The sequence below is a fragment of the Brevundimonas sp. SH203 genome, from assembly GCF_002157625.1.
In the GTDB taxonomy this organism is placed as follows: domain Bacteria; phylum Pseudomonadota; class Alphaproteobacteria; order Caulobacterales; family Caulobacteraceae; genus Brevundimonas.
In genome coordinates this window covers 275208-300037 of the sequence record NZ_BDMM01000001.1, presented here as the reverse complement: position 1 = coordinate 300037, position 24830 = coordinate 275208, and the positions used below count along the sequence as shown (strand labels likewise).

The window sequence follows — 24830 nt, the reverse complement described above, 5'->3', positions numbered from 1 at the left end:
TTTTCGAATGCTGGGCGTCCTGGGTCAGGTTCTGATCTCCATCGCCTCGTTCCTGCTGGTGCTGACCTTCATCGTCACCATCCACGAACTGGGTCACTTTCTGGTCGCGCGCGCCTTTGGCGTGAAGGTGGATCGCTTCGCGGTCGGCTTCGGCAAGGCCGTGTTCAGCCGGACGGATCGCCACGGCATCGAATGGCGGTTGGGTTGGCTGCCTCTGGGCGGCTACGTGAAGTTTTCCGGCGATCTGGATGCGTCCAGCGTGCCGGACCAGGCCGGGCTGGACAAGCTGCGCCAACGGGTCGTCGCCGAGCGCGGTCCCGGCGCCGAGCGTGACTATTTCCATTTCAAGCCGTTGTGGCAGCGCGCCCTGGTCGTCGCCGCGGGACCGATCGCCAACTTCATCCTGGCCATCACCATCTTCGCCCTGGTCTTCATGGCCGTGGGCGTGGAACTGCGCCCGGCGCGCGTGGCTCTGGTGCAGGCGGGATCGCCCGCCGCCGCCGCCGGTTTCCAGGTCGGCGATCTGATCACCGGCGTGAACGGCAAGCCGATCAAGGACGGAAGCGCGGTGACGCGCACTGTGATGCTGTCGACCGGTGACCCGGTTCGTTTCACCATCGAGCGCGGCGCGCAGACGCTTGATCTGACGGCGGTTCCCGAGCGGCGCGAGGAGAACGATCCCGTCGCCGGCCGCGTCAAGGTGGGCCGCATCGGCCTGGGCCTGGGTTCGACCGCCGCCGATGTTCGTCATGTGCGATACGGCCCGGTCGGCGCCGTGGTCGAGGGCGTGCGCCAGACGGGGGAGGTGATCGGCTCGACCCTGACCTATCTGGGGCGCCTGGCGACCGGCCGCGAGTCCGGCGATCAGTTCAGCGGCCCGGTGGGCATCGCCAAGGCGACCGGGGCCCTGACCACGGCGGCGATCAAGGCCGATCCCCAACCCGGAGCGATCGCCTCCAACCTGCTGCTGACGCTGACGACCTTAGCCGCCATACTTTCGATTGGAATCGGCTTTCTAAACCTGCTTCCCATTCCGATCCTCGACGGCGGGCATCTGCTTTTCTACGGTTACGAAGCCGTAGCCAGGCGACCTGTGTCGGCGCGGTTCCAGGAGATGGGCTATCGTGCAGGCCTTGCGCTTTTGGCGGGATTTATGTTGTTCGCGACGTTTAACGACCTACAGAAGCAAAACCTCTTCCAATTCCTCGGCGGGCTCGTCTCGTGAGCCGACGCCAGCCCCCGATGGTTTCCCGAATGAATGACATGACCTCTCGCGCCGCCGTCCGACTTGGCACCCGTTCCAGCCTGCTGGCGCTGGCCGTCGCCGCCGGCCTCGGCGCGCCCGCCCTGGCCCAGACCGCGCCGGCGCAAGCCACGCCCGCAACGCCGGCTCCGACGCCTGCGCCCGCTGCTCAAGGCGCCGCCGCCGAACAGGTTCCGCACGTCCAGGTCGCCGCGCCGCAGACGATCACGATCAACCGCATCCTGGTTCAGGGCGCGCAGCGGATCGACCAGACGACGGTCCTGTCCTATCTCCCGATCCGCCCCGGCGACGCGGTGGACGCCTCGGTTCTGGACGTCGCGGTTCGCACCCTGTCACGCACCGGCCTGTTCGCCGACGTGCAACTGGGCGTGCAGAACGGCGACCTGATCGTCCAGATCAAGGAAAACCCGATCATCAACCAGGTGGTGTTCGAGGGGAACAAGGCGCTGTCGCAGGACAAGCTGACCAAGGAGGTCACGCTGGCCCCGCGCGGCATCTACACCCGCGCCAAGGTGCAGGAAGACGTCGGCTCCATCGTCGAACTGTACCGCCTGCAGGGCCGCATCTCCGCGACCGTCACGCCCAAGCTGGTCCAGCTGGATCAAAACCGCGTGGACGTGATCTTCGAGATCAACGAAGGGCCGCAGACCGGCATCAGCGCGATCAACATCCTGGGCAACCACGCCTTCTCCGACCGCGACGTGCGCGGCGTGATGGTGACTGAGAAGTCGACCTGGTGGAAGTTCTTCTCCAACAATGACAACTACGATCCCAACCGCCTGGAATACGATCAGGAACAGCTGCGCAAGTTCTACACCAACCGGGGCTATTACGACTTCCGCGTCGTGTCTTCGGTCGCCGAACTGCAGCCTGACGATCAGGCGTTCCAGCTGACCCTGACGCTGAACGAAGGCGACAAGTACAACTTCGGCGAGGTCAAGGTCGTCACCCAGAATGACCGTCTGAACGCCGACTTCCTGCAGCGTCTGATCCCGATCCGCTCGGGCGACCTGTACGAAAGCGACAAGATCGAACAGGCGGTCGACGCCCTGACCTTCGCCGCCGGTTCGGCCGGTTACGCCTTCGTCGAGATCAATCCGACCTATCGCGCCAATCCCGAGACCGACAAGGTGGACGTGACCTTCAACGTCTCCGAAGGTCAGCGCGTGTACATCGACCGCATCAATGTGGTCGGCAACACCCGCACCATCGACCCGGTCATCCGTCGCGAACTGATGCTGACCGAAGGCGACGCCTTCAACCGCGCCCTGATGGAGCGGTCGCGCAACAACCTGCGCGCCCTGGGCTTCTTCAAGGACGTGAAGGTCGAGGAAACGCGCGGCAGCGCGCCCGATCGTTCGATCATCAACGTCAATGTGCAGGAACAGCCCACCGGCGAACTGTCGGTCGGCGCGGGCTTCAGCTCGGTCGACTCCTTCACCGTCAACCTGGGCATTTCCGAGCGGAACTTCCGGGGACGGGGCCAGAACGTGGTCGCGCGCCTGGAATGGGGTTCGCTGCGTCAACAGGTCGATTTCCGCTTCACCGAGCCGAAGTTCCTGGGCCGCGACCTGCGCGCGGGCTTCGACCTGTTCCACTCGCGCTACGATCTCAGCAAATATTCGTCCTATGACTACCGTTCGACCGGCGGCGGCCTGCGCCTGTCCTATCCGCTGAACGGCAATATGTTGCTCAGTACGCGCTACTTCTTGAAGTCTGACGAGATCATCGTACCGGCCGGCTATTGCGCGGGCGCGGGGCAGGGATCGTCGGCGCTGTGCGACCAGGTCGGAAGCTACATCAACTCGTCCATCGGCTATACGCTGCAGATGAACTACACCAACGATCCGGTGCGTCCGACGCGCGGTTGGGCCGGTTCGTTGCGCCAGGATCTGGCCGGTCTGGGCGGCGACGTGAACTATGTGAAGACCGAGGCGGACGCCAGCTGGTACTATGGCATCACGCCGGCCTGGGTGGTCAGCCTGCAGGGTTCGGCCGGCTATGTCACGGGCTGGAACGGCGATCCGATCCGCATCAACGACCGCTTCTTCAAGGGCGGCAACAGCTTCCGCGGCTTCGAGACCGCCGGCATGGGGCCGCGCGACCTGAGGACGACCGACGCCCTGGGCGGCAACTTCTACGCCATCGGCACGGTCGAACTGACGGTGCCGAACTATCTGCCCGAACAGTATGGCATCAAGACTTCGCTGTTCGCGGACGTCGGGACGCTGGGCGTGCTGGACGATCGTTACAAGCTGACGACCGCCGGCACGATAAACCCCAACATCGCCGATGAGCTGTCCCTGCGCGCGTCGGCCGGCGTCAGCATCCACTGGAAGTCGCCGATGGGTCCGATCCGCTTCGACATCTCCAAGGTCCTGTCCAAGGAAGACTACGACAAGACCGAATCCTTCCGCTTCTCGACCTCCACCCAGTTCTAATCGCGGCGCTTTCGACCGCACGAGGAAATCCCATGAAAGCTCTCATCATCGCGGCGACCGCCGCCGCTTCGCTTCTCGCCTCGGCCGCTTCGGCCGCAACGACCCAGCAGGCCGCCGCCGCGCCGACCAACCCCGGCCCGGTGATCCCCGGCGTCTGCGTCTATTACAACGCCCGTCTGCTGGCCCAGTCGTCGGCCGGTCAGGCCGTCGAAACCCGGATGCAGCAACTGGCCCAGGAAGTTCAGGGCGAACTGCAACCCTACGCCACCGCAATCCAAAGCGAGGCCCAGCAGCTGCAGACCTCGGGCGCCAGCCTGTCGGCCGACCAGCTGCAACAGCGCCGTCAGGCCCTGCAGCAACGCGCGCAGGAAGCCCAGCAGCTGGAAGCCACCCGCGAGAACGAGCTGCGCTATACCCTGGGTATGCAGCGCCAGGCGATCACCGAGGCCGTGTCGCCCATCCTGACCGCCCTGTACCAGGAAAAGGGCTGCGGCCTGCTGCTGGACCGCGAAAGCGTCTTCATGATGAACCCGGCCATGGACCTGACCGACCTGGCCATCCAGCGCCTGAACACCGCCCTGCCGACGCTCAGCTTCAACCGCATGACCGTCCCGGCTCAGACGCAGGCCCAGCAACCGGCCGCCGCGCGCTAAGACTCCATGCCTGATTCCCGCTTCTTCGAGACCCTGCCGGCCCTCAACGTCGCCGATCTGGCGGCCAGGATCGGCGGGGAGGTCGAACGGGGCGGGGATCGCATGATCGCCTCCGTCGCGCCCTTGTCCTCAGCGGACGGGGGCGCGATCGCGTTTCTGGGCGACCGCAAGTTCGCTGGAGCGCTGACGCAAACCCGCGCCGGCTGCGTGATCGTGCCGCCGGAGGCCGTGGACGCGGCGCCGGCGGACGCGGCCATTATCGTTTCGCGCACGCCCCAGGCCGCCTGGGCCAGGGCGTCGATCCTGCTGCACCGTCCCATCCTGATGGACGCCGCCATCTCGCGCGAGGAGGCGGCCGAGGACGACAGCGTGGTGATCGAGCCGGGCGCCGTGCTGGGCGCGGGCGTCCGCATCGGTCGCGGCTCTCGCATCGGGGCCAACAGCGTCATCGCCCCCGGCGTCCAGATCGGCCGCGATTGCGTGATCGGCGCCAATGTCAGCGTCGGCTTCGCCCTGATCGGTGACCGCGTGAAACTGTACGCCGGCGCGCGGATCGGCGAGGCGGGCTTCGGCGCGACCGGCACCCAGGCCGGGGTGATGGACATTCCGCAGCTGGGCCGGGTCATCCTGCAGGACGGGGTGACGGTGGGCGCCAACAGCTGCATCGACCGCGGCGCCTATGACGACACGGTCATCGGCGAGAACACCAAGATCGATAATCTGGTCATGGTGGGCCACAACTGCGTCATCGGGCGCAACTGCCTCCTCGCCGCCAATACGGGCATTTCCGGCTCGGTCACGGTCGGGGACAATGTCATCTTCGGCGGCAAGGCGGGGGTCGGCGACCACACCGCCATCGGCGAGGGCGCGCGCGTCGCGGCCGGCGCCGGGGTGCTGGCCGACGTTCCGGCGGGCGAAACCTGGTCGGGTTATCCCGCCCGTCCGATCCGACAGTTCTTGCGCGAGACCGTCTGGCTCGCCAAACAGGCCTCATCAAAGAAGGCCCCGAAGGAATCATAGGGATGAGCGAAGACGGCAAGATCGATTACGCCGAGGTGATGCGGCGGCTGCCGCACCGCTATCCCTTCCTGCTGGTAGACAAGGCCGAGGAATTCGTGCCCCGGACCTCCATCGTGGGGATCAAGAACGTCACCCACAACGAACCGTTCTTCCCCGGCCATTTCCCGATCGATCCGGTCATGCCGGGCGTGCTGATCGTCGAGGCCATGGCCCAGACCGGCGCGCTTTTGATGTCCAAGACGCTGGACGTCGCGGTGGCGGACAAGGTCATCATGTTCATGTCCATCGACGGCGTGCGTTTCCGCAAGCCTGCACGCCCCGGCGACCAACTCCGCATGGAGGTCAAGGTGATCAAGGCGCGCGGCGACGCCTACAAGTTCCGGGGCGAAACCTTCATTGACGGCAAGCTGGCCGCTGAGGCCGAGTTCATGGCCATGGTCGTGACGGTGCCGGAGCCGGCCGCCGGATGAGCATTCACCCGACCGCCATCGTCGACGCCTCCGCCGTCCTTGCCGACGGCGTGCAGGTCGGGCCGTGGTGTACGGTCGGGCCGAACGTGACCTTGGCCCACAACGTGCGTCTGGTCAGCCATGTGGTGGTCCAGCAGGACACGACGGTCGGGGCGGACACGACGATCCATCCCTTCGCCGTGATCGGCGGCGATCCGCAGCACAATGGCTACAAGGGCGAGCCGGTGCGGCTGGAGATCGGGCGCAACAATCTGATCCGGGAACACTGCACCTTCAACCGGGGCACGCCGCAGGGAACGGGCGTGACCGTTGTCGGATCGAACAATCTGTTCATGACGGGCGCCCACGTCGGTCACGACTGCGTGGTGGGCGACAATGTCGTGATGGCCAACAACGCCACCCTGGGCGGTCATGCTCAGGTGGGGGACAAGGTGTTCCTGGGAGGCCTGTGCGCGGTTCACCAGAACGGTCGGGTGGGGCAGGGGGCGATCATCGGCGGGCTGGCGGCCGTAACGCGCGACGTCATTCCCTATGGCTCGGCCTGGGGCAATCATGCGCGGCTGCGCGGGCTGAACCTGATCGGCCTTAAGCGCAAGGGCTATGGCAAGGATCAGGTGCGGCGCCTGCTGGCCGCCTATCGCGAGCTGTTCGAGGGCGGGGGCGAGTTCGCCGGCCGCGTTGATCGGGTGGCGGCCGACTATGCCGACCTGCCCGAGATCGTCGAAATCCTGACCTTCATCCGCGAGGGCGGCAAGCGGCCGCTGTGCCTGCCGAACGCGGAATGAGCGTCAAGCTCGGCCTGATCGCGGGCGGGGGCGACCTGCCCCAGGCGGTGGCCCAGCGTTGCGAGGCCGAGAGGCGGGCGATCTATGTTGTGCGGCTGGACGGTTTCGCCGATCCGCATCTGGCGCGCTGGCCCGGCGACGATTTCGGCATGGCCCAGATCGGGGCGATCCTGAAGGCGCTGAAGGCGCAAGGGTGCGGCGCCGTCTGTCTGGCGGGCATCGTCAGCCGCCCGGATTTCAAGACCTTGAAGCCCGACTTCAAGGGCGCGACCCTGCTGCCCGGCATCGTGGCGGCGGCGTCGAGGGGCGACGACGCCCTGCTGCGCAAGATCCTGTCGGTGTTCGAGGCAGAGGGTTTCGCCGTGGAAGGCGCCGACGACATTCTGGGTGGAGAGATGCTGGGCGCCGGCGCTCTGGGCGTCAGGACGCCGACCCCCGAACAGTTGTCGGACCTGAAGAAGGCCCTGCATGTCGCGGAAAGATCGGGCGAACTGGACATCGGCCAGGGGGCGGTCGTCTGCGACGGACTGGTTCTGGCGGTCGAGGCGCAAGAGGGGACGGACGCCATGCTGGGGCGCGTCGCGGAGCTGCCTGCCGATCTGCGGGGCTCGTCCTCCGACAGAAAGGGCGTGCTGGCCAAGGCGCCCAAGCCGATCCAGGATCTGCGCGTCGATATGCCGGTGATCGGCCCGCGCACGGTGGAACTGGCGGCGGCGGCGGGACTGGCGGGCATCGGCGGGGTCGCCGGTCGGCTGATCCTGATCGACCGCTCCGCCATCGTCGCGGCGGCGGATCGTCTGGGCCTGTTCGTCTGGGGCGAGGAACGGTGAGCCGGCCGCTGAAGATCATGCTGGTCGCCGCCGAGGCGTCGGGCGACGCCCTGGGCGCCGGCCTGGCCAAGGCGCTGAGGACGCGGCTGGGTGACGACGTGACCTTCGTGGGCGTCGGCGGGCCGCGCATGGCGGCCGAGGGCGTCGTCAGCCCCTTCGACATCGCCGAACTGTCGATCCTGGGCTGGATCGACGGTTTGCGCGCCTATGGCAAGGTCAAGCGGAGGGTCGCGGAGACGGCGGCTCTGGCCGAGCGCGAGAAGCCCGACGCCGTGGTCCTGATCGACAGCTGGGGCTTCACGATCCGCGTCGCCAAGGCCATTCGCACCGCCCGGCCCGACGTGCCTCTGATCAAATATGTCGGCCCGCAGGTCTGGGCCTCTCGTCCCGGCCGGGCCAGGACGCTGGCTGGCGCGGTCGATCATCTGCTGGCTCTTTACGGCTTCGACGCGCCCTGGTTCGAGCGCGAGGGGCTGGCGACGACCGTGGTCGGTTCGTCCGCCCTGCATATCGACATGGCCCATGCGGACGGGGCGGCTTTTCGCGAACGACGCGGCATAGCGGCGGACGCCAGGCTTCTGCTGGTCCTGCCCGGCAGTCGCCCCAGCGAGATCGCGCGCATGACGCCCGTTTACGAGGAGACGGTGCGAAGGCTGAAGGCCGCCGATCCGGCCCTTGAGATCGCCGTCATCGCCGCAGGCACGGTCGCCGGCGACGTGGCCGGTCGGATCGCGACCTGGCCCTTCCGCGTGCATCTGGTGGACGAGGCCGAGAAATACGACGCCATGCGCGCCGCCGACGTCGCCCTGGCGACCAGCGGCACGGTCTCGACCGAGCTGGCTTTAGCCGGGGCGCCCATGGTCATCGCTTACAAGATCGACGGCCTGTCCTATCCGCTGATGAAGCGGATGGTGACGGCCAAGCACATCACCCTGTTCAACGTCGCCGCCGACGAACGGATCGCGCCGGAATATATCCAACAGGAGGCGACGCCCGCCCTGCTGGCGCCCGCCGTGGGTCGTCTGTTGTCCGATCCCGGGATCGCGCGAGAGCAGGCGCGGCGTCAGACGGCGGCGCTGGACCAGATGGGGCGCGGCGGACCCGATCCGTCGGAACTCGCGGCCGACGCCGTCTTGCGCGTCATCGCCGCCAAGGCCGGCTGAACATGGCCCGCGCCCTCAGCCCCCGTCGCGCGGCCGAGGTTCGGGCGGCCCTGCAGATGGCGGTGGCCGCGACGGCCGCGCTCTATTTGGCGACGCTCCTGCGTCTGCCCCATCCCTATTGGAGCGTGATTTCCGCCATCGTGGTGGTCCAGGCCAGCGTCGGGGGCGGCGTGGTCGGCATTGCGCGGGACCGGGCCATCGGCACAGTGACCGGCGCCCTGGTCGGTGCGGCGATCGCCTTCGTCCGACCGCCAGGAATGGAAAGCCTGGCCCTAAGCATCGCGGTTTCCACGGCGGTTCTGGCTTTCTTCGGGGCCGGGCGACCCTGGCTGAAGATCGCGCCGGTCACGGCGACCATCGTCATCGCCGGGGGCGCGGGTTCGGAAGGGCCGGCGTCGCTGGCGCTGGACCGGGTCATGGAGATTCTGGTGGGCAGCGGCGTCGGGGTGATCGCCATCCTGGCCCTGTTCCCCCGCCATGCCCGACAGGCCTTCGCCCTGCAGGCGCGCGAGGCGGCCGGGGAGGCGGCGGTCCTGCTGGCCCTCGTCGCGAAGGGCGACGCCAGGGATGCGGCCGAGATCACGCGGCGTCACGCCGACCTGAAGCGCCGGCTGGACGCCCTGGGACAGGCCGCCAGGAACGTCGTCGACTTCCCCGGCGTGCAGCGCGAGACGGCCGACCGCGCCGCCCTGGTTCGCGCCTTCTGGCGGGTGCGCAGCGACATCGTCATCCTGGGGCGCGGTTTTCATGACGAGGGGGCGGATGGCCGGCTGGCGCCCTGGTCCGAAGATGCGGCCCGCGCCGTCGAACGGCTGGAGGGGCTGTCGCGCGGCAAGGCGGCCGATCCTCTGGGGCCTATCGACCAGAGCCTGGCGCTGTCCATCGCGGTCGAGGGCGACGACATGGCCCTGGGCGCCGCCGCCATCGGCGTGGCCCATATGCACCGCGATCTGGACGACCTGGCCGCCCGTTTCCGCGACCTGCGACTGGTCTGAGCGCCCAAACAAAAACGCCGGGGAAAACCCCGGCGTTCTGTCGTTCAGCGTTTGAGCCTTCGATCAGCCGCGCTGATTGATCGCCACATAGTCGCGCTCGGTCGGGCCGGTGTACAGCTGACGCGGGCGGCCGATCTTCTGCGACGGGTCCGCCATCATTTCCTGCCACTGGGCGATCCAGCCCACGGTGCGGGCTAGGGCGAACAGGACGGTGAACATGGTGGTGGGGAAGCCCATCGCCGACAAGGTGATGCCCGAATAGAAGTCGACGTTCGGGAACAGCTTGCGCGAGGTGAAGTATTCGTCCGACAGGGCGACCTTCTCCAACTCCTTGGCGACCTGGAACAGCGGATCGTTCTCGCGGCCCGTGGCGGCCAGAACCTCATAGGCCGACTGCTGCATGACCTTGGCGCGCGGATCGTAGTTCTTGTACACGCGGTGGCCGAAGCCCATCAGCTTGTACTTGCGGTCCTTCACGCCCTGGATGAACTCGGGAATCTTGTCGGGCGTGCCGATTTCCTTGAGCATGTTCAGCGCCTCTTCGTTGGCGCCGCCGTGCGACGGGCCCCACAGGCAGGCGATGCCGGCGGCGATGCAGGCGAACGGATTGGCGCCCGACGAACCGGCCAGACGCACCGTCGAGGTCGAGGCGTTCTGCTCGTGGTCGGCGTGCAGGGTGAAGATGCGGTCCATGGCGCGAACCAGGGCCGGATCGACGTGATAGTCCTCGGCCGGCACGGCGAAGCACATGCGCAGGAAGTTTTCGGCGTAGGACAGGTCGTTGCGCGGCGAGATGAACGGCTGGCCGACGTGGTACTTGTAGGCGCGGGCCGCGATGGTCGGCATCTTGGCGATCAGGCGGATGGCCGAGATGTCGCGCTGCACCGGATCATGGATGTCCAGGCTGTCGTGATAGAAGGCCGACAGGGCGCCGACGGTGCCGACCATGATCGACATCGGGTGGGCGTCGCGGCGGAAACCTTCGAAGAAGCGGTCGAACTGGGCGTGCAGCATGGTGTGCCGCGTCACGTTCTCTTCGAACTTCTCGAACTGGGCGGCGGTCGGCAGTTCGCCGTGCAGCAGCAGGTGGCAGACTTCGAGGAAGTTGGACTTCGACGCCAACTGGTCGATCGGATAGCCGCGGTGCAGCAGCACGCCGGCGTCGCCGTCGATATAGGTCAGGGCCGATTCACAGGCCGCCGTCGAGGTGAAGCCGGGATCGAAGGTGAAGGCGCCCGTCCCCGCATAGAGTTTGCGGATGTCGATGACGTCCGGGCCTGTGGAGCCCGAAAGGACCGGCAACTCGATGGTCTTGTCCTCGAAGGACAAGGTCGCCGAGCCGGCGGTTTTGGCTTGTTCAGTCATGAATGCCCCTTTGCATCATACGTCCAGGCGCAGGGAGGCCTCGGGCGCTTTTCGGTTTGTGGGTGATCACTTAGTCTGTTGCAGCGCATCATCCAAGCGCCCGAGACTTTCGTCGCGTCCCAGAGCGGATAAAGTTCGTGCGATGTCGGGCGAAGCTGACCCTGCGGTAAGCGCCGCGCGCATCGGCGGGCCGATTTTTCCAAAGCCTACGCACTCGGATTCGGCGAAGGCCTTAAGCTCCGCCTCCAGGGCGAAGACGTCCCAGGACTGGAACAGCGCCAGCCGGTCGCGCAGGCGTGACAGGCGGTCCATCGTCTCGCCCGACAACAGGGCGCGGGCCTTGTCATCGAGGGTGAGAGGGCGGGTCTTCAGCACGAAGGCTGTCTGATCGGCCAGATCCAGCACCGTCTTGGCGCGGTCCTTGACGAAGGGCATGGCGCGCTGAAGCCGGGCCTCGTCCGCCTCGGCCAGGGCGTGACCCTTCTGCAGGTGGGCGTCCAGCGCCAGCTTGGCCAGGCGTTCGTCGTCGGCCAGACGCAGCCAGTGGGCGTTGACGTGGGCCAGTTTGTCGAAGTCCAGCCGCGCGGGCGCCTTGCCGATGCCGGCCAGATCGAACCAAGCAATGGCCTGGGCGTCGCTGAACAGTTCGTCGTCGCCGTGCGCCCAGCCCAAGCGGGCCAGATAGTTGCGCATCGCCTCGGGCAGATAGCCCATTTCGGCGTATTCATGGACCGCCTGAGCGCCGTGACGCTTGGACAGTTTCGCGCCGTCCGGGCCGTGGATCAGCGGGATGTGGGCGAAGACCGGGCGGGTCCAGCCCAGGGCGTCGTAGATCAGGCTCTGACGCGCGGCGTTGTTCAGGTGGTCGTCGCCGCGAATGACGTGGGTCACGCCCATGTCGTGATCGTCCACCACGACCGCCAGATTATAGGTCGGCGCGCCGTCCGAACGCAGCAAGACCAGGTCGTCCAGATCGTCGGTCGACCAACTGACCGCGCCCTGAACCTCGTCCGGCACCGTCACCGTGGTCGATTGCGGCCGGCGGAAGCGCACGACGTGGGGCAGGGCCAGATCGTCCACGGTGGGCTGGCGGTCGCGCCAGGGCGATTCGAAACTGCGTTTCTCGGCCTTGGCCGCATCGCGCAGACGGCCGGTTTCCTCGGCCGAGGCGAAGTCGCGATAGGCGTGGCCCGTTTCCAGCAACTGATCGACCACCTCGCGGTGCCGGTCGGCGCGACTGAACTGGAACACCGGCTCCTCGTCGGCGAACAGCTCCAGCCAGCTCAGGCCGTCGAAGATCGCCTTGACCGCCGCGTCGGTGGAGCGTTCGCGGTCGGTGTCCTCGACACGGATCAGGAAACGTCCTGCGTGTCTCTTGGCGTACAGCCAGTTGAATAATGCGGTTCTCGCCCCGCCGATATGCAGATAGCCTGTGGGCGAGGGGGCGAAGCGGGTGACGACAGTCGAGGAAGGCAGGGTCATGGGGGAGGGGTCCGTAGGCGAGGCCCTTATACGCCCCGATGCGGCAAAACCTACCCCCGGCGCGCGATTGCGATCTTGGCTGGTCGATCAGGTCGCCGCCCAGGCGTCGAGATGGCGGTTATGGGGGCCGGTGGCGTTCGGCGGCGGATGCGCCGTCTATTTCGTCTTGCGGTTCGAGCCGGCGTTCTGGCCGCTGGGATTGGCGGCTGTCGTGGCCTTCGGGGTCTGGGGCGCGGCCAAGGGCGCGGGACGGTCGCGCCGGGTCACATGGCCCCTTTTGATGATCGCCTGTCTGGCGGCCGGGCTGGCGGCGGCCAAGGCGCGCACGGTCTTCGTCGCAGCCCCCATTGCCCCGACGCTGAGCGAACCGACGGTGATCGAGGCCTGGGTGGTCGATGTGGACAGCCCCGGCCAGCGCGGCGCGCGCGTGGTGATCGCCCCGGTCTGGATTCGCGGCCTGTCGCCGGATCAGACGCCGGTCAGGCTGAGAGCCACGGTGCGCGGCCAGCCGCCGCGTCCGGGCGAGGCGATCCGACTGTTCGCCATTCTGAACCCGCCGCCCGCGCCCGCCAGCCCTGGCGCCTATGACTTCGGCCGCAACGCCTTCTTCCAGGGCATGGGCGGGGTGGCCTTCGCGCTGGGCGAGACGCGCGCCGCCGACTTGCCGCACGCGCCATGGCGGTTGCGGTTGGAGATGGCGGTCAACGGCGCGCGCTATGGTCTGGCCCGGCGGATCGTCGCGCGATTGGGCGAGCGAACCGGCGGGATCGCGGCGGCCATGACGACCAGCCACGAAACCTGGATCAATCAGGAAGACCTGGATGTAATGCGCGATTCCGGGCTGGCGCACATCCTGTCAGTTTCGGGCCTGCACATGGCCATCGTCGGCGGGTTCGTCTTCTTCGGCGTGCGGCTGGGCGTCGCGGCCTGGCCCTGGCTGGCGCTGCGTGTTCCGGGCAAGAAGGTCGCGGCCTTGGCGGGCCTGTCGGCCATCGCCGCCTATCTGGTGGTGTCCGGCGCGCCGCCGCCGGCCGAGCGGGCGGCCATCACCGCCTCCATCGCCTTTCTCGCCATCCTGCTGGATCGGCAGGCGGTGACGATGCACGGTCTGGCGGTGGCGGCCTTCGTCGTCTTGGCGCTCCAGCCCGAGGCCGTGGTGACGCCCGGTTTTCAGATGTCGTTCGCCGCGACGGCAGCGCTGGTGGCCTTGGTCGAGGCCTGGCCCAAACGTCCGCGCGAAATCTCCGCCCCCTGGCCGATTCTGGCGATCCAAAGGTTCTCAGGTTGGATCACGGCGGCGGTGGCGGCCAGCGTGGTCGCGGGTCTGGCGACCGGGCCGTTTGCCATGCAGCATTTCAACCGCACCGCCATGTACGGCCTGCTGGCCAATCTGGGGACTTCGCCGGTGGCGGACTTCATCCTGATGCCTGCGTTGGCGCTGGGCGCGGTGCTGGAGCCCGTCGGACTGGGCGGTCCCTTCCTGGCCGTGGCGGGATGGGGCGTCGATCTGATGCTGGCGATCGGATCGTGGACGGCGCATCTACCGGGCGCCGTTCGAACCATACCCAGCGCGCCCGATTTCGTTCTGCTCATCGCTTTCGTGGGCGTGCTGTTCATCTGTCTGTGGCGCGGGCGGCTGCGTTGGCTGGGCCTGCCGCTGGCGGCGGCGGTGCTGATCTGGCACAGGCCGCCGGCGCCGGACCTCTGGATCGGCGACGGCGGAACCAACGCGGCCTTCAGCCGACAGGGCGAGGCGGTTGTGGTCCGGCCGGGCGTACGGGAATTCGCCGCCGACCTGTGGTCTCGTCGACGGGGAATGGCGCTGATCGGACGCGATGCGGACGGCTGGACCTGCGATCGCTTCTCGTGCCGGCCTCAAAGCGCGGCTGCCGGTCCGGTCGCGCTGTGGTGGGGAAAGCGGGCGCCCGATTCCGAGCGTCTGGCTTCATTGTGCCAAGCGGCCGATGTCGTCGGCGTGCGGGCTGTCGTTACGAACCTGCCCGCATCCTGCGCCGACCGTCTGGTTCTGGACGGCGTGGATTTCGCCCGGGGCGGAGCGGTCGAGCTGTGGCGCGACGGCGAAGGCTGGCGTGCGGTCCGGACGACCGACGTGCGCGGAAACCGTCCCTGGACGCGCCAGCCCGACCCCGACGTCAGTGATAGCGGCGCATGAGACCGACCAGCTTGCCCTGAACCTCGACCTGATCGGGGCCGAAAATGCGGGTCTCGTAGTTGCGATTGGCGGGTTCCAGCGCGATGGAGCCGCCCTTGCGACGCAGGCGTTTCAGGGTGGCTTCCTCGCCCTCGACCAGGGCCACCACGATCTCGCCGTTCGTCGCAGTGTCGCCCCGGCGGATCACGACCAGATCGCCGTTCAATATGCCCGCCTCGATCATCGAATCGCCCTCGATTTCCAGGACGTAGTGATCGCCCTTGCCGAGCATGGATTCCGGCACGGGAAGACGCTCCTGCTCGTGCTGGATGGCGGCGATGGGGGTGCCGGCGGCGATCTTGCCCAGAAGCGGCAGTTCGCGCGTGTCGTTGGCGGCCATGGGCGCGGCCTCGCGTGCGGGTGCGCCGCCTTCGATGACGTCGGGCTTGAACCCGGCCCGGCCGCGCGGCGCGCCGGCAGTCGCCTGTTCGGGCAATTTGGTCACTTCCAGAGCGCGCGCCCGGTGGGCCAGACGACGGATGAAGCCCCGCTCCTCCAGCGCCGTGATAAGCCGGTGGATACCCGACTTGGAGGCCAGGTCCAGCGCCTCCTTCATCTCGTCGAACGAAGGGGAGACGCCCGTCTCCTGAATCCGTTCGTGGATGAACATCAGCAGTTCGTGCTGTTTGCGCGTGAGCATCGCCAAGCCCTCAAGCGCCCCTCCGCAGAATCGGAACGGGCCGTGAACATTGACGATGTTCTGTAAGTGTTCCTTCCTAATGTCAACTTAACGGCTTCGCTCGACCGTCCGTTTGACCGGAAGGGGCGCGCTTCAGGCCGCCAGCAGGGTCCGCGTCGCCGCCTCGACGTCGGCCTGACGCATCAGGCTTTCGCCGACCAGTATCGCCTGGGCGTGGGCGGCGGAAACGCGCGCGACGTCGTCCGGCGTGAAGATGCCGCTTTCCGCGACCAGCAGGGCGCGCACGGGGCTGAGCATCGACAGACGCTCGGTCACTTCCAGATCGACCTCGAACGTCCGCAGCGAACGGTTGTTGACCCCCACCAGATCGCCGCCTAGGGCGCAGGCGCGGGCCATTTCGTTTTCGTCGTGCGTCTCGATCAGGGCGTCCATGCCGAACCGTTCGGCCTCCGCCAGCAGTTCGGCCGCCAGCGCGTCGTCGATCATGGCCAGGATGACCAGGATGCAGTCGGCGCCGAGGGCGCGGCTTTCGGCCACCTGCCACGGATCGACCAGGAAATCCTTGCGCAGGCAGGGCAGGACGACGGCGTCGCGCGCGGCGGCCAGATAGGCGTCGTCGCCCTGGAAGCTGGGACCGTCGGTCAGCACCGAAAGACAGGCGGCGCCGCCGGCCTGATAGGCGCGGGCCAGGGCGGGCGGATCGAAATCGGGGCGAATCAGACCCTTGGACGGGCTGGCCTTCTTGATCTCGGCGATCAGGGCGGGGCGGCCGGTTTCCTCGCCGACCCGCTCCAGCGCGGCGCGAAAGCCGCGCGGCGCCGAGGCGGCCTTGGCCAGAGCCTCGATCGCGTCCTGGGACGTGGCCGTCTTTCGGGCGGCGACATCCTCGCGCTTATAGGCGGCGATGCGGTCGAGAACGTCGGTCATGCGTCGGCTTCGGGGTCCAGCGGAGTGGTGGTGATGCGGGCCAGACGATCCAACGCCTCGGCGGCCCGGCCGTCGTCGATGGCGGCGGCGGCGAGGGCGGCGCCTTCGGCCAGATCGGCCGCCTTGTCGGCCACGACCAAGGCGGCGGCGGCGTTCAGCAGGACGATGTCGCGATAGGGGCCGTTCTGGCCCGCCAGCAAGGCGCGCAGAGCCTCGGCGTTCTCTTCCGCGTCGCCGCCGCGAATGGCGTCGATGGGGCTGCGCGGCAGGCCGGCGTCTTCGGGCGTGACCTGAAAACGTCGGATCGCCCCGTCCTTCCATTCGGCCACGTCTGTCGGGCCGGAGGTCGCCAGTTCGTCCAGACCCTGGCCGTGGACCGTCCAGGCGCGCGTAGCGCCCAGCCGTCCCAACACCTGGGCCAGCGGCTCCAGCAGACGGGGATCATAGACGCCCATCACCTGACGTCTTGCAGACGCCGGGTTCGAAAGCGGCCCCAGAAGATTGAATACGGTGCGAAAACCGATCTCGGCCCGCACTGGGCCGACGTGACGCATGGCCCCGTGATAGGCGGGCGCGAACAGAAAGCAGATACCGGCCTCGTCCAGCGCGCGCCGCTGCTGCGCCCGATCCGCCATCAGGTTGACGCCCAGGATCGACAGAACGTCCGAAGAGCCTGATTTCGAAGACATCGCCCGATTGCCATGCTTGGCGACCTTCAGCCCGGCTCCGGCCAGCACCAGGGCGGCGGCGGTGGAGATGTTGTAGGTGTGCTGGCCGTCGCCGCCGGTGCCGCAGGTGTCGATGACCTCGTGCGGATGGTCCAGCGTCAGGGCCGCCTCGCGCATGGCGGCGGCGAAGGCGGCGATCTCGTCCACCGTCTCCCCGCGCATCCGCATGGCGGTGACGGCGGCGGCGACCTGGGACGACGTCGGCTCGCCCCGCAGGCAGGCGGCGAAGAAGTCGTGCGCCTGTTCCGACGTCAGCGGCTGGCCCTCGACCAGCCGGGCCAGGATCGGCTTGAACCCTTCCGCCACGATCAGGCGGCCGCGAGGCGCTTCACGCCGGCGATGTCGAGGAAGTTGGCCAGCATGTCGTGGCCGTGTTCGGTGGCGATCGATTCCGGGTGGAACTGCACGCCGTGGATCGGGCGGCTGCGGTGCCGAAGACCCATGATCTCGCCGTCGGCGGTCCAGGCGGTGACTTCCAGGTCCGCAGGCAGGGTCTCGCGCCTGACGGCCAGCGAATGATAGCGGGTTGCGGTGAAGGGCGAGGGCAGGCCGGCGAAGACGCTGTGACCCTCGTGCAGGATCGGCGAGGTCTTGCCATGCATCAGGGTCTTGGCGCGGATCACTTCGCCGCCGAATGCTTGACCGATGGCCTGATGGCCCAGGCAGACGCCCAGGATCGGCATGGCGGCCGGCGCCGTCTCGATCAGGGACAGGCAGATGCCGGCCTGGTCCGGCGCGCAGGGGCCGGGCGACAGCAGGACGGCGGCGGGGTTCAGCGCCCACGCCTGGTCCACCGTCAGGTCGTCGTTGCGCACCACATGCGTCGGCGCGCCCAACTCCGCGAGGTAGTGGACGAGGTTGTAGGTGAAGCTGTCGTAGTTATCGACGACGAGGATCATGCCTTGGCTTCTAGGCGCGACGCGCCTCCGCGCCAAGCCGGCGCGGCGGTAAAGCGCATTTTAACCCGCGCGAACGCAGGATGCGGGCGTGAAACTGACCGCCGAAAAAGACATCGCCGCCAAGATCGCTGCCGCAAAGGCGCAGTTGGTCATGGTCGAAACTCGCCCGAGCGCGGCTGCAGCCCTGGGCGCCGCCGCCCTTGCGGCGACGGCGGCGGTGCTGATGGCCGGGGTGGTCATCGTCGGCCCGGGCGTTCAGTTCAACGATCCGTCGACGCTGACCCGCTAGCGATTGCCGGTGCGAAAGCGCCAGGCTTCCTCGGCCGCACGCATCGGCGCCCGCGCCTTGTGCCGGGTTTCGGCGTATTCGGCGGCCGGGTCGCTGTCGGCGACCACGCCGGCCCCGGCCTGAACGAAGATGCGGTCGTCCGCGAACAGGGCGGTGCGCAGGGTGATGCAGATGTCCGCCTCGCCCCCCGCCGAGATATAGCCGACGCCTCCGCCGTAACCGATGCCGCGCTTTTCGCTTTCCAGCTCGTCGATGATCTCCATCGCGCGAACCTTGGGCGCGCCCGACAGGGTGCCGGCGGGCAGGGCCGCCAGCAGGGTGTCGACGGCGTCGAGCCGGGGATCGGCCTTGCCCCGCACGTTCGAGACGATGTGCATGACCTGGCTGTAGCGTTCGACGACGAAGCTTTCCGTCACCTCGACCGTGCCCGGCGCCGCCACCCGGCCCACATCGTTGCGGCCCAGGTCCAGCAGCATCAGATGCTCGGCCCGCTCCTTTGGATCGGCCAGCAGCTCGATCTCCAGCGCCTTGTCCGCCTCGGGCGTCTCGCCGCGGGCGCGGGTGCCGGCCAGCGGGCGAATGGTCACCTCGCCGTCCTTCAGCCGGACCAGGATTTCCGGGCTGGACCCCGCCAGTTGGAAGCCGTCGAAGTTCAGATAAAACAGATAGGGCGACGGGTTTTGGCGACGCAGCGAGCGATAGAAGGCGAAGGGATCGTCCGACCAGGGGGCGGAGAATCGGTGGCTTAGAACCACCTGGAAGATGTCTCCGGCGGAGATATAGTCCTTGGCGCGGGCCACCATCTCGCCAAAGCGGTCTTCGTCCACCGGGGAGGCGAAGGCGGGCGCCGCCGTTTCCTGCGGCGCGGCGCGGACCGGCAGGGGATCGCGCAAGGCGGCCTCGAAGGCGTCGAGCCGTGCGACCGCCGCCTCATGGGCGGAGCCGGCTTCCAGTCCGGCGTCGGGATAGGCGGCGGAGATCAGAACGATCTCGTGACGCACCGAATCGAAGATGGCGACCAGGGACGGGCGGGTCAGCACCGCGTCCGGCAGGTCCAGCGGATCGGGATTGGGCGGGCCCAACGGCTCCAGCAGCCGCACCATGTCATAGCCGAACACGCCGAACAGCCCGGCCGCCATGGGGGGCAGATCGTCGGGCAGGTCGAAGCGCGAGGCGGCGATCAGGGCGCGCAGCGATTGAAGCGCCGGCTGGTCCTCGGGCGTGAACACGCCTTGCTCGATGGCTGGCCCGCGCGCCAGTTCCGCCGCGTTCGCCCGGCAGCGCCAGACCACGTCGGGGTCCAGCGTCAGGATCGAGTATCGCCCGTTGACCGCGCCGCCTTCCACCGATTCCAGCAGACAGGCGTAGGGACGGTTCAGGCCCAGCTTCAGATAGGCCGAAACCGGCGTTTCCAGATCGTCGATGATCCGGCGCACGATCACCTGCGGCCGACCGGCCCGAAGACCGGCGGCGAAGGCGTCGAAATCGGCGGCGGCGGGTGTCGTCGCCGTCGTCATTGCGCCGGGGCGGCGGGCTTGGCGTCGGCCGACAGGCCCAGCGCCGACAGCGCCTGGGCCGGGTCGTTCTTGGCCTTGGAGCGCTGGGCGCCGGCGGTGAAGGACGACTGCACCATGGCCTGAACCAGTTCCTGGGTCAGACGCGGACGAACCTGTTCGGCCAGCGGCCCGGCGGCGGCCGGATCGGCGGCATGTATGTTGTCCACGCGGCCGACGACGTAGGCGGTCTGGGACGACGGCTGCGAGAAGGCCTGGCCCTTCGACTGGCCGAACAGACCCTGCAGCACGCCCTGACCCAGCGACTGCTGGGTGGTCTGGTTGCGGACGACGCCGGTGCGGACGGTCAGGGGCGCGTTCACCGAGCGGGCGACGGCGGCGATGTCCTCGCCTTTGCGGACGCGGGCGGTCAGTTCCTCGGCCTTGGTCGACAGGCGGCGCATGGTTTCGCGCTGGACCCACTGTTCAGCCAGGGGCGCGCGGACTTCGGCCAGGGTCGGCAGGGCCGAGGGTCGGATGTCGTTGACGCGGATGGCGAAATACTGGCCCTGGCCGGCGTCCACCACATCGCTCTCGCCGCCCTTCGACAGGCTCCAGGCCGTCTCGAAGATTTGCGGCGGGGCGTTCAGCGCCTGACCGTTCGGCAGCTTGCCGTCCTTGGTGAAGGGCGGCAGGTCGACCACGCGGCCGCCGGCCTCACGCGCGGCGTCGGCCAGGGATTTGCCGGCGGTGCGGGCGGCTTCGTATTTCTCGACCTTGGCGTAGGTCTGGGTCTTCACGTCCTCGGCGCGCAGTTCCTGGATCAACTCCTGACGGGCGCTGTCCAGCGAGGCTGGGGCGGCGGGCTGGATGGCCGTGACCTTGGCGACGGCGAAACCGACGCCGGCCTGGACGGGATCGGACACCTGATTGGCCTGCAGGCCGAAGACGGCGCCGGCCGTGGCGGCGTCGCCTATGGCGGCGCGCGGCGTGGCGTCGAAGCTGGCGGGCGCGATATTGTTCGCGCGCCCCACATCGGCCGGCGACTGACCGGCGCGCAGGGCGGCGGCGATCTTCTGGGCCGTTTCGCGGTTCGGGGCCGTCAGGGTGACGAAGGTGCGGGTCTCAGGCTTGCCCAGAGTGTCCTTCTTGAACTCGAAACGCTCGCGGATGCGGTCTTCCGAGATCGGGGCGTTTCCGGCGTTGTCGGGCGTGAACAGCACGACCGAGACCATGCGGAACTCGGGCGCGCGCAGACGTTCGGCGTTCTCCTGGATGAAGGCGTTCAGCTGGGCGTCGGTCGGGGCGGGAACCTGGCCCGCCATGGCCGAGGTCACTTCGAACCAGCGACCGTCGCGCGTCTCCAGGGCCGATCCGGCCAGCAGGGCGCCGTAGATGCGCGGCACGCGGGCGCCGGCGAAGACGGCGGCGCCGAAATGCTCGGTGGCGTACTGGTCGCGTAGATCCTGCTCCAGCATGGCCGGGGTCAGGTTCTGCTGGGCCAGGGCGGCTTGATAGGCTTGCTGGTCGAACTGGCCCGTGACCGAGTTGAAGAAGGCCGGGATCTTGCGGATTTGTTTGACGATCAGCTCCTGGCCCGGACGGATGCCCGCCTTCCAGGCCCAGTTCAGGAAGCCCAGCTGTTCGGTCTGCTCGGTCAGGAAGCGGGTGTGGATGTTTTCGGCGACCAGATCCTGATTGGTCAGGGGACGACCGACCTGCTGCTGCAGTCGCTCGCGCACCTGGTCGAAGGCGGTCTTGAACTCGGCCTCGTTCATCGAACGCTCGCCGGCGTCGATCACGTGTTTCGGCCCCAGGTTCGAGAAGACGTCCATTCGCGCGCCGACGATGACGAAACTGATCGCGATCAGGGCAAGCAGGGCGGCCGCCCATTTGGATCGAGAGAAGGCGCGGAAGGCGGTGAGCATTCGAAAACCCGGGACAGGCCAATATTGGCGTCAGCTGTCGCGTATAGTCGCGCCGGGCGGGCCGCCGCAAGGACGGCATGATGTCCAGATTGCGGCGCGGCCTCTTGGCTTCGGAGTTTGCGCCCCCTAGACAGGCGGCCATGAAACAATCCGTGAAGATGATCGTCGGCAATTGGAAGATGCACGGTCTGGGCGGCGCCCTGGACCAGGCGCGGGCCATCGACGAGGCCGCGAAGGCCCTGAACGGCGCCTGCCGAGTCGCCCTGTGTCCGCCCTCCACGCTTATCGACCGCATGGCGACGGTGTTGAGGGACGGTGAGGCGGCGGTCGGGGGGCAGGATTGCCACGCCAAGCCGTCGGGGGCCTTCACCGGGTCGGTCTCGGCCGAGATGCTGGCGGATGCGGGCGCGACCCTGGTGATCCTGGGCCATTCCGAGCGCCGATCTGCGTTCGGCGAGACCGACGCCGAGGTCGCCGCCAAGGTCGAGGCGGCCATCGCCGCGGGTCTGGAACCCATCGTCTGCGTCGGCGAGACCCTGGCCCAGCGGGAGGCGGGCGAGGCGATCGCCGTCGTCTCGGCCCAGGTCGAGGGTTCGCTGCCCGACAGCCTGTCGGAACGGCCCTTCGCCGTGGCCTATGAGCCGGTGTGGGCGATCGGCACGGGGCTGACGCCCACGCTGGAGCAGATCGCCGAGGTTCATGCGGCCGTCCGCGCCGCCATCGTCAAGCGGTTGGGGCAGGGCGCGCGCACAGCCCCGATCCTGTATGGCGGTTCGGTCAAGCCCGACAACGCCCGCGACATCCTGGCGACGCCCGAGGTGGGCGGGGCCCTGGTGGGCGGCGCCTCGCTGAAGGCGGCCGATTTCATTCCGATCATGAAGGCGGCTGTCTGAGGACGGTTTGCCCCCGGCGCGCTTCGATGATAGAGGCCGCCGCTTGATCGGCGCATGTCCGCGCCCACATGATTGACACCATGCTCCAGACCATTCTGCTCGTCGCCATTATCATCGTCGCCGTCTCCCTGACGGGGGTGGTGCTGCTTCAACGGTCAGAGGGCGGCGCCCTGGGCATGGGCGGCGGGCCTTCGGGCTTCATGACGGCGCGTGGCGCGGGCAATCTGCTGACGCAGATCACCTGGATTCTGGCGGCCCTGCTGTTCGGCCTGACCATCGTGCTGACCGTGGTCGGCAATATGGACCGCGCCTCGGTGTCGGGCATCGACGCCGACGCCGTCGGATCGCTGGCCACCACGCCCCAGACGCAGGCGCCGCAACAGCCCGCCCAGCAACAGCCGGCCGCTCCGGCGAAACCGGCGGCGCCGTCGCTGGACGATCTGGAAGCCAGCCTGCCTTCGGCCTCCGCCCATCCCGCTCAGGCCCCGGCGCAGCAGCCCGCCCGTTAAGGGGCGAAGACCCGACCAGAGTTTTGGAAAGCGCGCCGCAGGGCGCGCTTTCTTCTTTTGATCAACAGTTCGATTCGCGGGGGCCATGCGCCGTTCGCGAATCATGGAGTAAGGTGTCCCCCCATGGCTCGCTATGTGTTCATCACCGGCGGCGTGGTTTCCTCGTTAGGAAAAGGCCTCGCCTCCGCCGCTCTCGGCGCTCTTCTTCAGGCGCGCGGCTACAAGGTCCGCCTGCGTAAGCTGGACCCCTATCTGAACGTCGATCCGGGCACGATGAGCCCGTATCAGCACGGCGAGGTCTTCGTGACCGACGACGGCGCGGAAACCGATCTGGACCTGGGCCACTATGAGCGGTTCACCGGCGTTTCGGCGGCCAAGTCCGACAACGTCACGACCGGCCGCATCTATTCGACCATTCTGGAGAAGGAACGTCGCGGCGACTATCTGGGCGCGACCGTTCAGGTCATTCCCCACGTCACTGACCAGATCAAATCCTTCTGCCTGACGCCCGCCCTGACCGATCAGGGCGAGGACGTCGATTTCGTGCTGGTCGAGATCGGCGGCACGGTCGGGGACATCGAGGGGCTGCCCTTCTTCGAGGCGATTCGCCAGCTGGGTCAGGACCTGCCGCGCGGCCAGTCCTGCTTCGTCCACCTGACCCTGCTGCCCTTCATCAAGACCGCCGGGGAGATGAAGACCAAGCCGACGCAGCATTCGGTCAAGGAACTGCGCTCCATCGGAATCCAGCCGGACATCCTGTTGTGCCGTTGCGAACAGCCCATTCCGGCTGAAGAGAAGCGCAAGATCGGCCAGTTCTGCAATGTGCGCGAAAGCGGCGTGATCCAGGCGATGGATTCGGCCGACATCTACGCCGTGCCGCTGGACTATCACCGCGAGGGGCTGGACCGCGAAGTCCTGGCCCACTTCGGCATCACCGACGCGCCTGAGCCGGACCTGACCCGCTGGCAGGAGATTTCGCGTCGGCGCCTGCAGCCCGACGGCGAAGTGACCATCGCCGTGGTCGGCAAATACACGGTCCTGAAGGACGCCTATAAGTCGCTGATCGAAGCCCTGCATCACGGCGGGGTCGCCAATAACGTCAAGGTCAACATCGACTGGGTCGAGGCCGACACCTTCGAGGGCGATCCCGAGGCCTGCGAAGAACGGCTTCAAGGCGCCCATGCCGTGCTGGTGCCCGGCGGCTTCGGCGAGCGCGGCTCGGAAGGCAAGATCGAGGCTGCGCGCTTCGCCCGCGAACGCAACATTCCCTATTTCGGCATCTGCTTCGGCATGCAGATGGCGGTGATCGAGGCGGCGCGGAACCTGGCGGGCTATCCCAAGGCGTCCTCCACCGAGTTCGGCCCGACCACTGAGCCTGTCGTGGGCCTGATGACCGAATGGACGCAGGGCAACCAGCGCGTTCTGCGTCAACAGGGCGGCGACCTGGGCGGCACCATGCGGCTGGGCGCCTACGATTCGACGCTGGCGGCCGGTTCCAAAATCGCCGGAATCTATGGTTCGACCGCGATCAGCGAGCGCCATCGCCACCGCTACGAAGTGAACATCAACTATCGCGACGCCATTGAGGCCAAGGCCGGACTGGTTTTCGCCGGTCTGTCGCCCGACGGCGTGCTGCCCGAGACGGTCGAGCGCCCGGACCACCCCTGGTTCATCGGGGTCCAGTATCACCCGGAACTGAAGAGCCGGCCGTTCGCGCCGCACCCGCTGTTCGCCAGCTTCATCGAGGCGGCCGTGGTTCAAAGCCGGCTGGTGTGACCTGACACCGTTCACGGACCTGCGACTCCGTCAGGCGCGGCTTTTGCGTTAAGACGGCCGGAACGGAT

General features: G+C 67.8%; 22 protein-coding genes. 14 read left to right on the top strand and 8 right to left on the bottom strand.

The window, feature by feature from the left end; all coding sequences use genetic code 11:
• Window positions 1–7: 7 nt before the first annotated feature.
• Genes SH203_RS01475 through SH203_RS01435 form a run of 9 tightly spaced genes read left to right on the top strand, consistent with a single transcriptional unit; the run spans window position 8 to window position 9621 of the window.
• Window positions 8–1225, top strand: a complete 1218-nt coding sequence (locus SH203_RS01475) for an RIP metalloprotease (protein ID WP_087119099.1) — start codon at window positions 8–10, stop codon at window positions 1223–1225.
• Between the two features lie 29 nt (window positions 1226–1254).
• Window positions 1255–3705, top strand: a complete 2451-nt coding sequence (bamA, locus tag SH203_RS01470; protein WP_087119098.1) for an outer membrane protein assembly factor BamA — start codon at window positions 1255–1257, stop codon at window positions 3703–3705.
• Between the two features lie 32 nt (window positions 3706–3737).
• Window positions 3738–4358, top strand: coding sequence for an OmpH family outer membrane protein (locus SH203_RS01465; protein WP_087119097.1), 621 nt, complete (start codon window positions 3738–3740; stop codon window positions 4356–4358).
• A 6-nt stretch (window positions 4359–4364) separates the two neighbouring features.
• The gene (gene lpxD / locus SH203_RS01460) at window positions 4365–5378 is read left to right on the top strand and encodes a UDP-3-O-(3-hydroxymyristoyl)glucosamine N-acyltransferase (RefSeq protein WP_087119096.1); all 1014 of its coding nucleotides are present in this window, start codon (window positions 4365–4367) and stop codon (window positions 5376–5378) included.
• 2 nt (window positions 5379–5380) lie between these two features.
• Window positions 5381–5848, top strand: a complete 468-nt coding sequence (fabZ, locus tag SH203_RS01455; protein ID WP_087119095.1) for a 3-hydroxyacyl-ACP dehydratase FabZ — start codon at window positions 5381–5383, stop codon at window positions 5846–5848.
• Entirely contained in the window at window positions 5845–6633 is a 789-nt protein-coding gene (gene lpxA / locus SH203_RS01450) for an acyl-ACP--UDP-N-acetylglucosamine O-acyltransferase (protein ID WP_087119094.1), read from the top strand. Before fabZ ends, lpxA begins: the two co-directional genes overlap by 4 nt.
• A complete protein-coding gene (locus SH203_RS01445) occupies window positions 6630–7463 on the top strand; it encodes an LpxI family protein (RefSeq protein ID WP_087119093.1) in 834 nt (277 codons plus the stop codon). Before lpxA ends, SH203_RS01445 begins: the two co-directional genes overlap by 4 nt.
• The gene (gene lpxB, locus SH203_RS01440; RefSeq protein ID WP_087119092.1) at window positions 7460–8626 is read left to right on the top strand and encodes a lipid-A-disaccharide synthase; all 1167 of its coding nucleotides are present in this window, start codon (window positions 7460–7462) and stop codon (window positions 8624–8626) included. Before SH203_RS01445 ends, lpxB begins: the two co-directional genes overlap by 4 nt.
• Window positions 8627–8628: 2 nt before the next feature.
• Window positions 8629–9621 carry an FUSC family protein gene (locus SH203_RS01435; protein ID WP_087119091.1) on the top strand — a complete coding sequence of 331 codons (993 nt, stop codon included), beginning with the start codon at window positions 8629–8631 and terminating at the stop codon, window positions 9619–9621.
• Window positions 9622–9684: 63 nt separating this feature from the next.
• Here the strand turns inward: SH203_RS01435 and gltA are convergent, their stop codons facing one another.
• Both gltA and gltX read right to left on the bottom strand, forming a co-directional pair.
• On the bottom strand, window positions 9685–10986 hold the full coding sequence (gene gltA, locus SH203_RS01430) for a citrate synthase (RefSeq protein WP_087119090.1): 1302 nt from the start codon (window positions 10984–10986) through the stop codon (window positions 9685–9687).
• 66 nt (window positions 10987–11052) lie between these two features.
• Window positions 11053–12468 (bottom strand): glutamate--tRNA ligase, encoded by a 1416-nt coding sequence (gene gltX / locus SH203_RS01425; protein WP_087119089.1) that lies wholly within the window; start codon window positions 12466–12468, stop codon window positions 11053–11055.
• Window positions 12469–12535: 67 nt separating this feature from the next.
• On the opposite strand from gltX, the gene SH203_RS01420 reads away from it, so the two are divergent.
• On the top strand, window positions 12536–14641 hold the full coding sequence (locus tag SH203_RS01420) for a ComEC/Rec2 family competence protein (RefSeq protein WP_234989342.1): 2106 nt from the start codon (window positions 12536–12538) through the stop codon (window positions 14639–14641).
• Here SH203_RS01420 and lexA read toward each other — a convergent pair.
• The 4 genes from lexA to SH203_RS01400 form a co-directional block, all read right to left on the bottom strand.
• Entirely contained in the window at window positions 14622–15320 is a 699-nt protein-coding gene (gene lexA, locus SH203_RS01415) for a transcriptional repressor LexA (protein ID WP_087119087.1), read from the bottom strand. The two genes, SH203_RS01420 and lexA, sit on opposite strands and share 20 nt — an antisense overlap.
• A gap of 132 nt (window positions 15321–15452) precedes the next feature.
• Complete coding sequence (trpC, locus tag SH203_RS01410; RefSeq protein WP_087119086.1) at window positions 15453–16247, bottom strand: indole-3-glycerol phosphate synthase TrpC; 795 nt, start codon at window positions 16245–16247, stop codon at window positions 15453–15455.
• Window positions 16244–17281 carry an anthranilate phosphoribosyltransferase gene (gene trpD, locus SH203_RS01405; protein ID WP_087119085.1) on the bottom strand — a complete coding sequence of 346 codons (1038 nt, stop codon included), beginning with the start codon at window positions 17279–17281 and terminating at the stop codon, window positions 16244–16246. Before trpD ends, trpC begins: the two co-directional genes overlap by 4 nt.
• A 2-nt stretch (window positions 17282–17283) precedes the next feature.
• The gene (locus SH203_RS01400) at window positions 17284–17874 is read right to left on the bottom strand and encodes an aminodeoxychorismate/anthranilate synthase component II (RefSeq protein ID WP_087119084.1); all 591 of its coding nucleotides are present in this window, start codon (window positions 17872–17874) and stop codon (window positions 17284–17286) included.
• A gap of 88 nt (window positions 17875–17962) precedes the next feature.
• On the opposite strand from SH203_RS01400, the gene SH203_RS01395 reads away from it, so the two are divergent.
• A complete protein-coding gene (locus tag SH203_RS01395; protein ID WP_087119083.1) occupies window positions 17963–18163 on the top strand; it encodes a peptidoglycan-binding protein in 201 nt (66 codons plus the stop codon).
• Here the strand turns inward: SH203_RS01395 and trpE are convergent.
• Both trpE and SH203_RS01385 read right to left on the bottom strand, forming a co-directional pair.
• Complete coding sequence (trpE, locus tag SH203_RS01390) at window positions 18160–19680, bottom strand: anthranilate synthase component I (protein WP_087119082.1); 1521 nt, start codon at window positions 19678–19680, stop codon at window positions 18160–18162. The two genes, SH203_RS01395 and trpE, sit on opposite strands and share 4 nt — an antisense overlap.
• Entirely contained in the window at window positions 19677–21584 is a 1908-nt protein-coding gene (locus SH203_RS01385) for a peptidyl-prolyl cis-trans isomerase (RefSeq protein ID WP_087119081.1), read from the bottom strand. Before SH203_RS01385 ends, trpE begins: the two co-directional genes overlap by 4 nt.
• A gap of 140 nt (window positions 21585–21724) precedes the next feature.
• Here SH203_RS01385 and tpiA point away from each other — a divergent pair, with 140 nt between their 5' ends.
• The 3 genes from tpiA (at window position 21725) to SH203_RS01370 (ending at window position 24762) form a co-directional block, all read left to right on the top strand.
• The gene (tpiA, locus tag SH203_RS01380) at window positions 21725–22477 is read left to right on the top strand and encodes a triose-phosphate isomerase (protein WP_087119080.1); all 753 of its coding nucleotides are present in this window, start codon (window positions 21725–21727) and stop codon (window positions 22475–22477) included.
• Window positions 22478–22545: 68 nt separating this feature from the next.
• Window positions 22546–22986, top strand: coding sequence for a preprotein translocase subunit SecG (gene secG / locus SH203_RS01375; protein ID WP_087119079.1), 441 nt, complete (start codon window positions 22546–22548; stop codon window positions 22984–22986).
• A 123-nt stretch (window positions 22987–23109) separates the two neighbouring features.
• Window positions 23110–24762: a CTP synthase gene (locus tag SH203_RS01370; RefSeq protein ID WP_087119078.1), complete on the top strand. Its 1653-nt coding sequence runs from the start codon at window positions 23110–23112 to the stop codon at window positions 24760–24762.
• Window positions 24763–24830 lie beyond the last annotated feature (68 nt).

Coding starts and splice junctions, on each gene's coding strand:
- SH203_RS01475 (WP_087119099.1), top strand. CDS start 8: ATGCTGGGCGTCCTGGGTCAGGTTCTGATCTCCATCGCCTCGTTCCTG.
- bamA (WP_087119098.1), top strand. CDS start 1,255: ATGAATGACATGACCTCTCGCGCCGCCGTCCGACTTGGCACCCGTTCC.
- SH203_RS01465 (WP_087119097.1), top strand. CDS start 3,738: ATGAAAGCTCTCATCATCGCGGCGACCGCCGCCGCTTCGCTTCTCGCC.
- lpxD (WP_087119096.1), top strand. CDS start 4,365: ATGCCTGATTCCCGCTTCTTCGAGACCCTGCCGGCCCTCAACGTCGCC.
- fabZ (WP_087119095.1), top strand. CDS start 5,381: ATGAGCGAAGACGGCAAGATCGATTACGCCGAGGTGATGCGGCGGCTG.
- lpxA (WP_087119094.1), top strand. CDS start 5,845: ATGAGCATTCACCCGACCGCCATCGTCGACGCCTCCGCCGTCCTTGCC.
- SH203_RS01445 (WP_087119093.1), top strand. CDS start 6,630: ATGAGCGTCAAGCTCGGCCTGATCGCGGGCGGGGGCGACCTGCCCCAG.
- SH203_RS01435 (WP_087119091.1), top strand. CDS start 8,629: ATGGCCCGCGCCCTCAGCCCCCGTCGCGCGGCCGAGGTTCGGGCGGCC.
- gltA (WP_087119090.1), bottom strand. CDS start 10,986: ATGACTGAACAAGCCAAAACCGCCGGCTCGGCGACCTTGTCCTTCGAG.
- gltX (WP_087119089.1), bottom strand. CDS start 12,468: ATGACCCTGCCTTCCTCGACTGTCGTCACCCGCTTCGCCCCCTCGCCC.
- lexA (WP_087119087.1), bottom strand. CDS start 15,320: ATGCTCACGCGCAAACAGCACGAACTGCTGATGTTCATCCACGAACGG.
- trpC (WP_087119086.1), bottom strand. CDS start 16,247: ATGACCGACGTTCTCGACCGCATCGCCGCCTATAAGCGCGAGGATGTC.
- SH203_RS01400 (WP_087119084.1), bottom strand. CDS start 17,874: ATGATCCTCGTCGTCGATAACTACGACAGCTTCACCTACAACCTCGTC.
- trpE (WP_087119082.1), bottom strand. CDS start 19,680: ATGACGACGGCGACGACACCCGCCGCCGCCGATTTCGACGCCTTCGCC.
- SH203_RS01385 (WP_087119081.1), bottom strand. CDS start 21,584: ATGCTCACCGCCTTCCGCGCCTTCTCTCGATCCAAATGGGCGGCCGCC.
- tpiA (WP_087119080.1), top strand. CDS start 21,725: ATGAAACAATCCGTGAAGATGATCGTCGGCAATTGGAAGATGCACGGT.
- secG (WP_087119079.1), top strand. CDS start 22,546: ATGATTGACACCATGCTCCAGACCATTCTGCTCGTCGCCATTATCATC.
- SH203_RS01370 (WP_087119078.1), top strand. CDS start 23,110: ATGGCTCGCTATGTGTTCATCACCGGCGGCGTGGTTTCCTCGTTAGGA.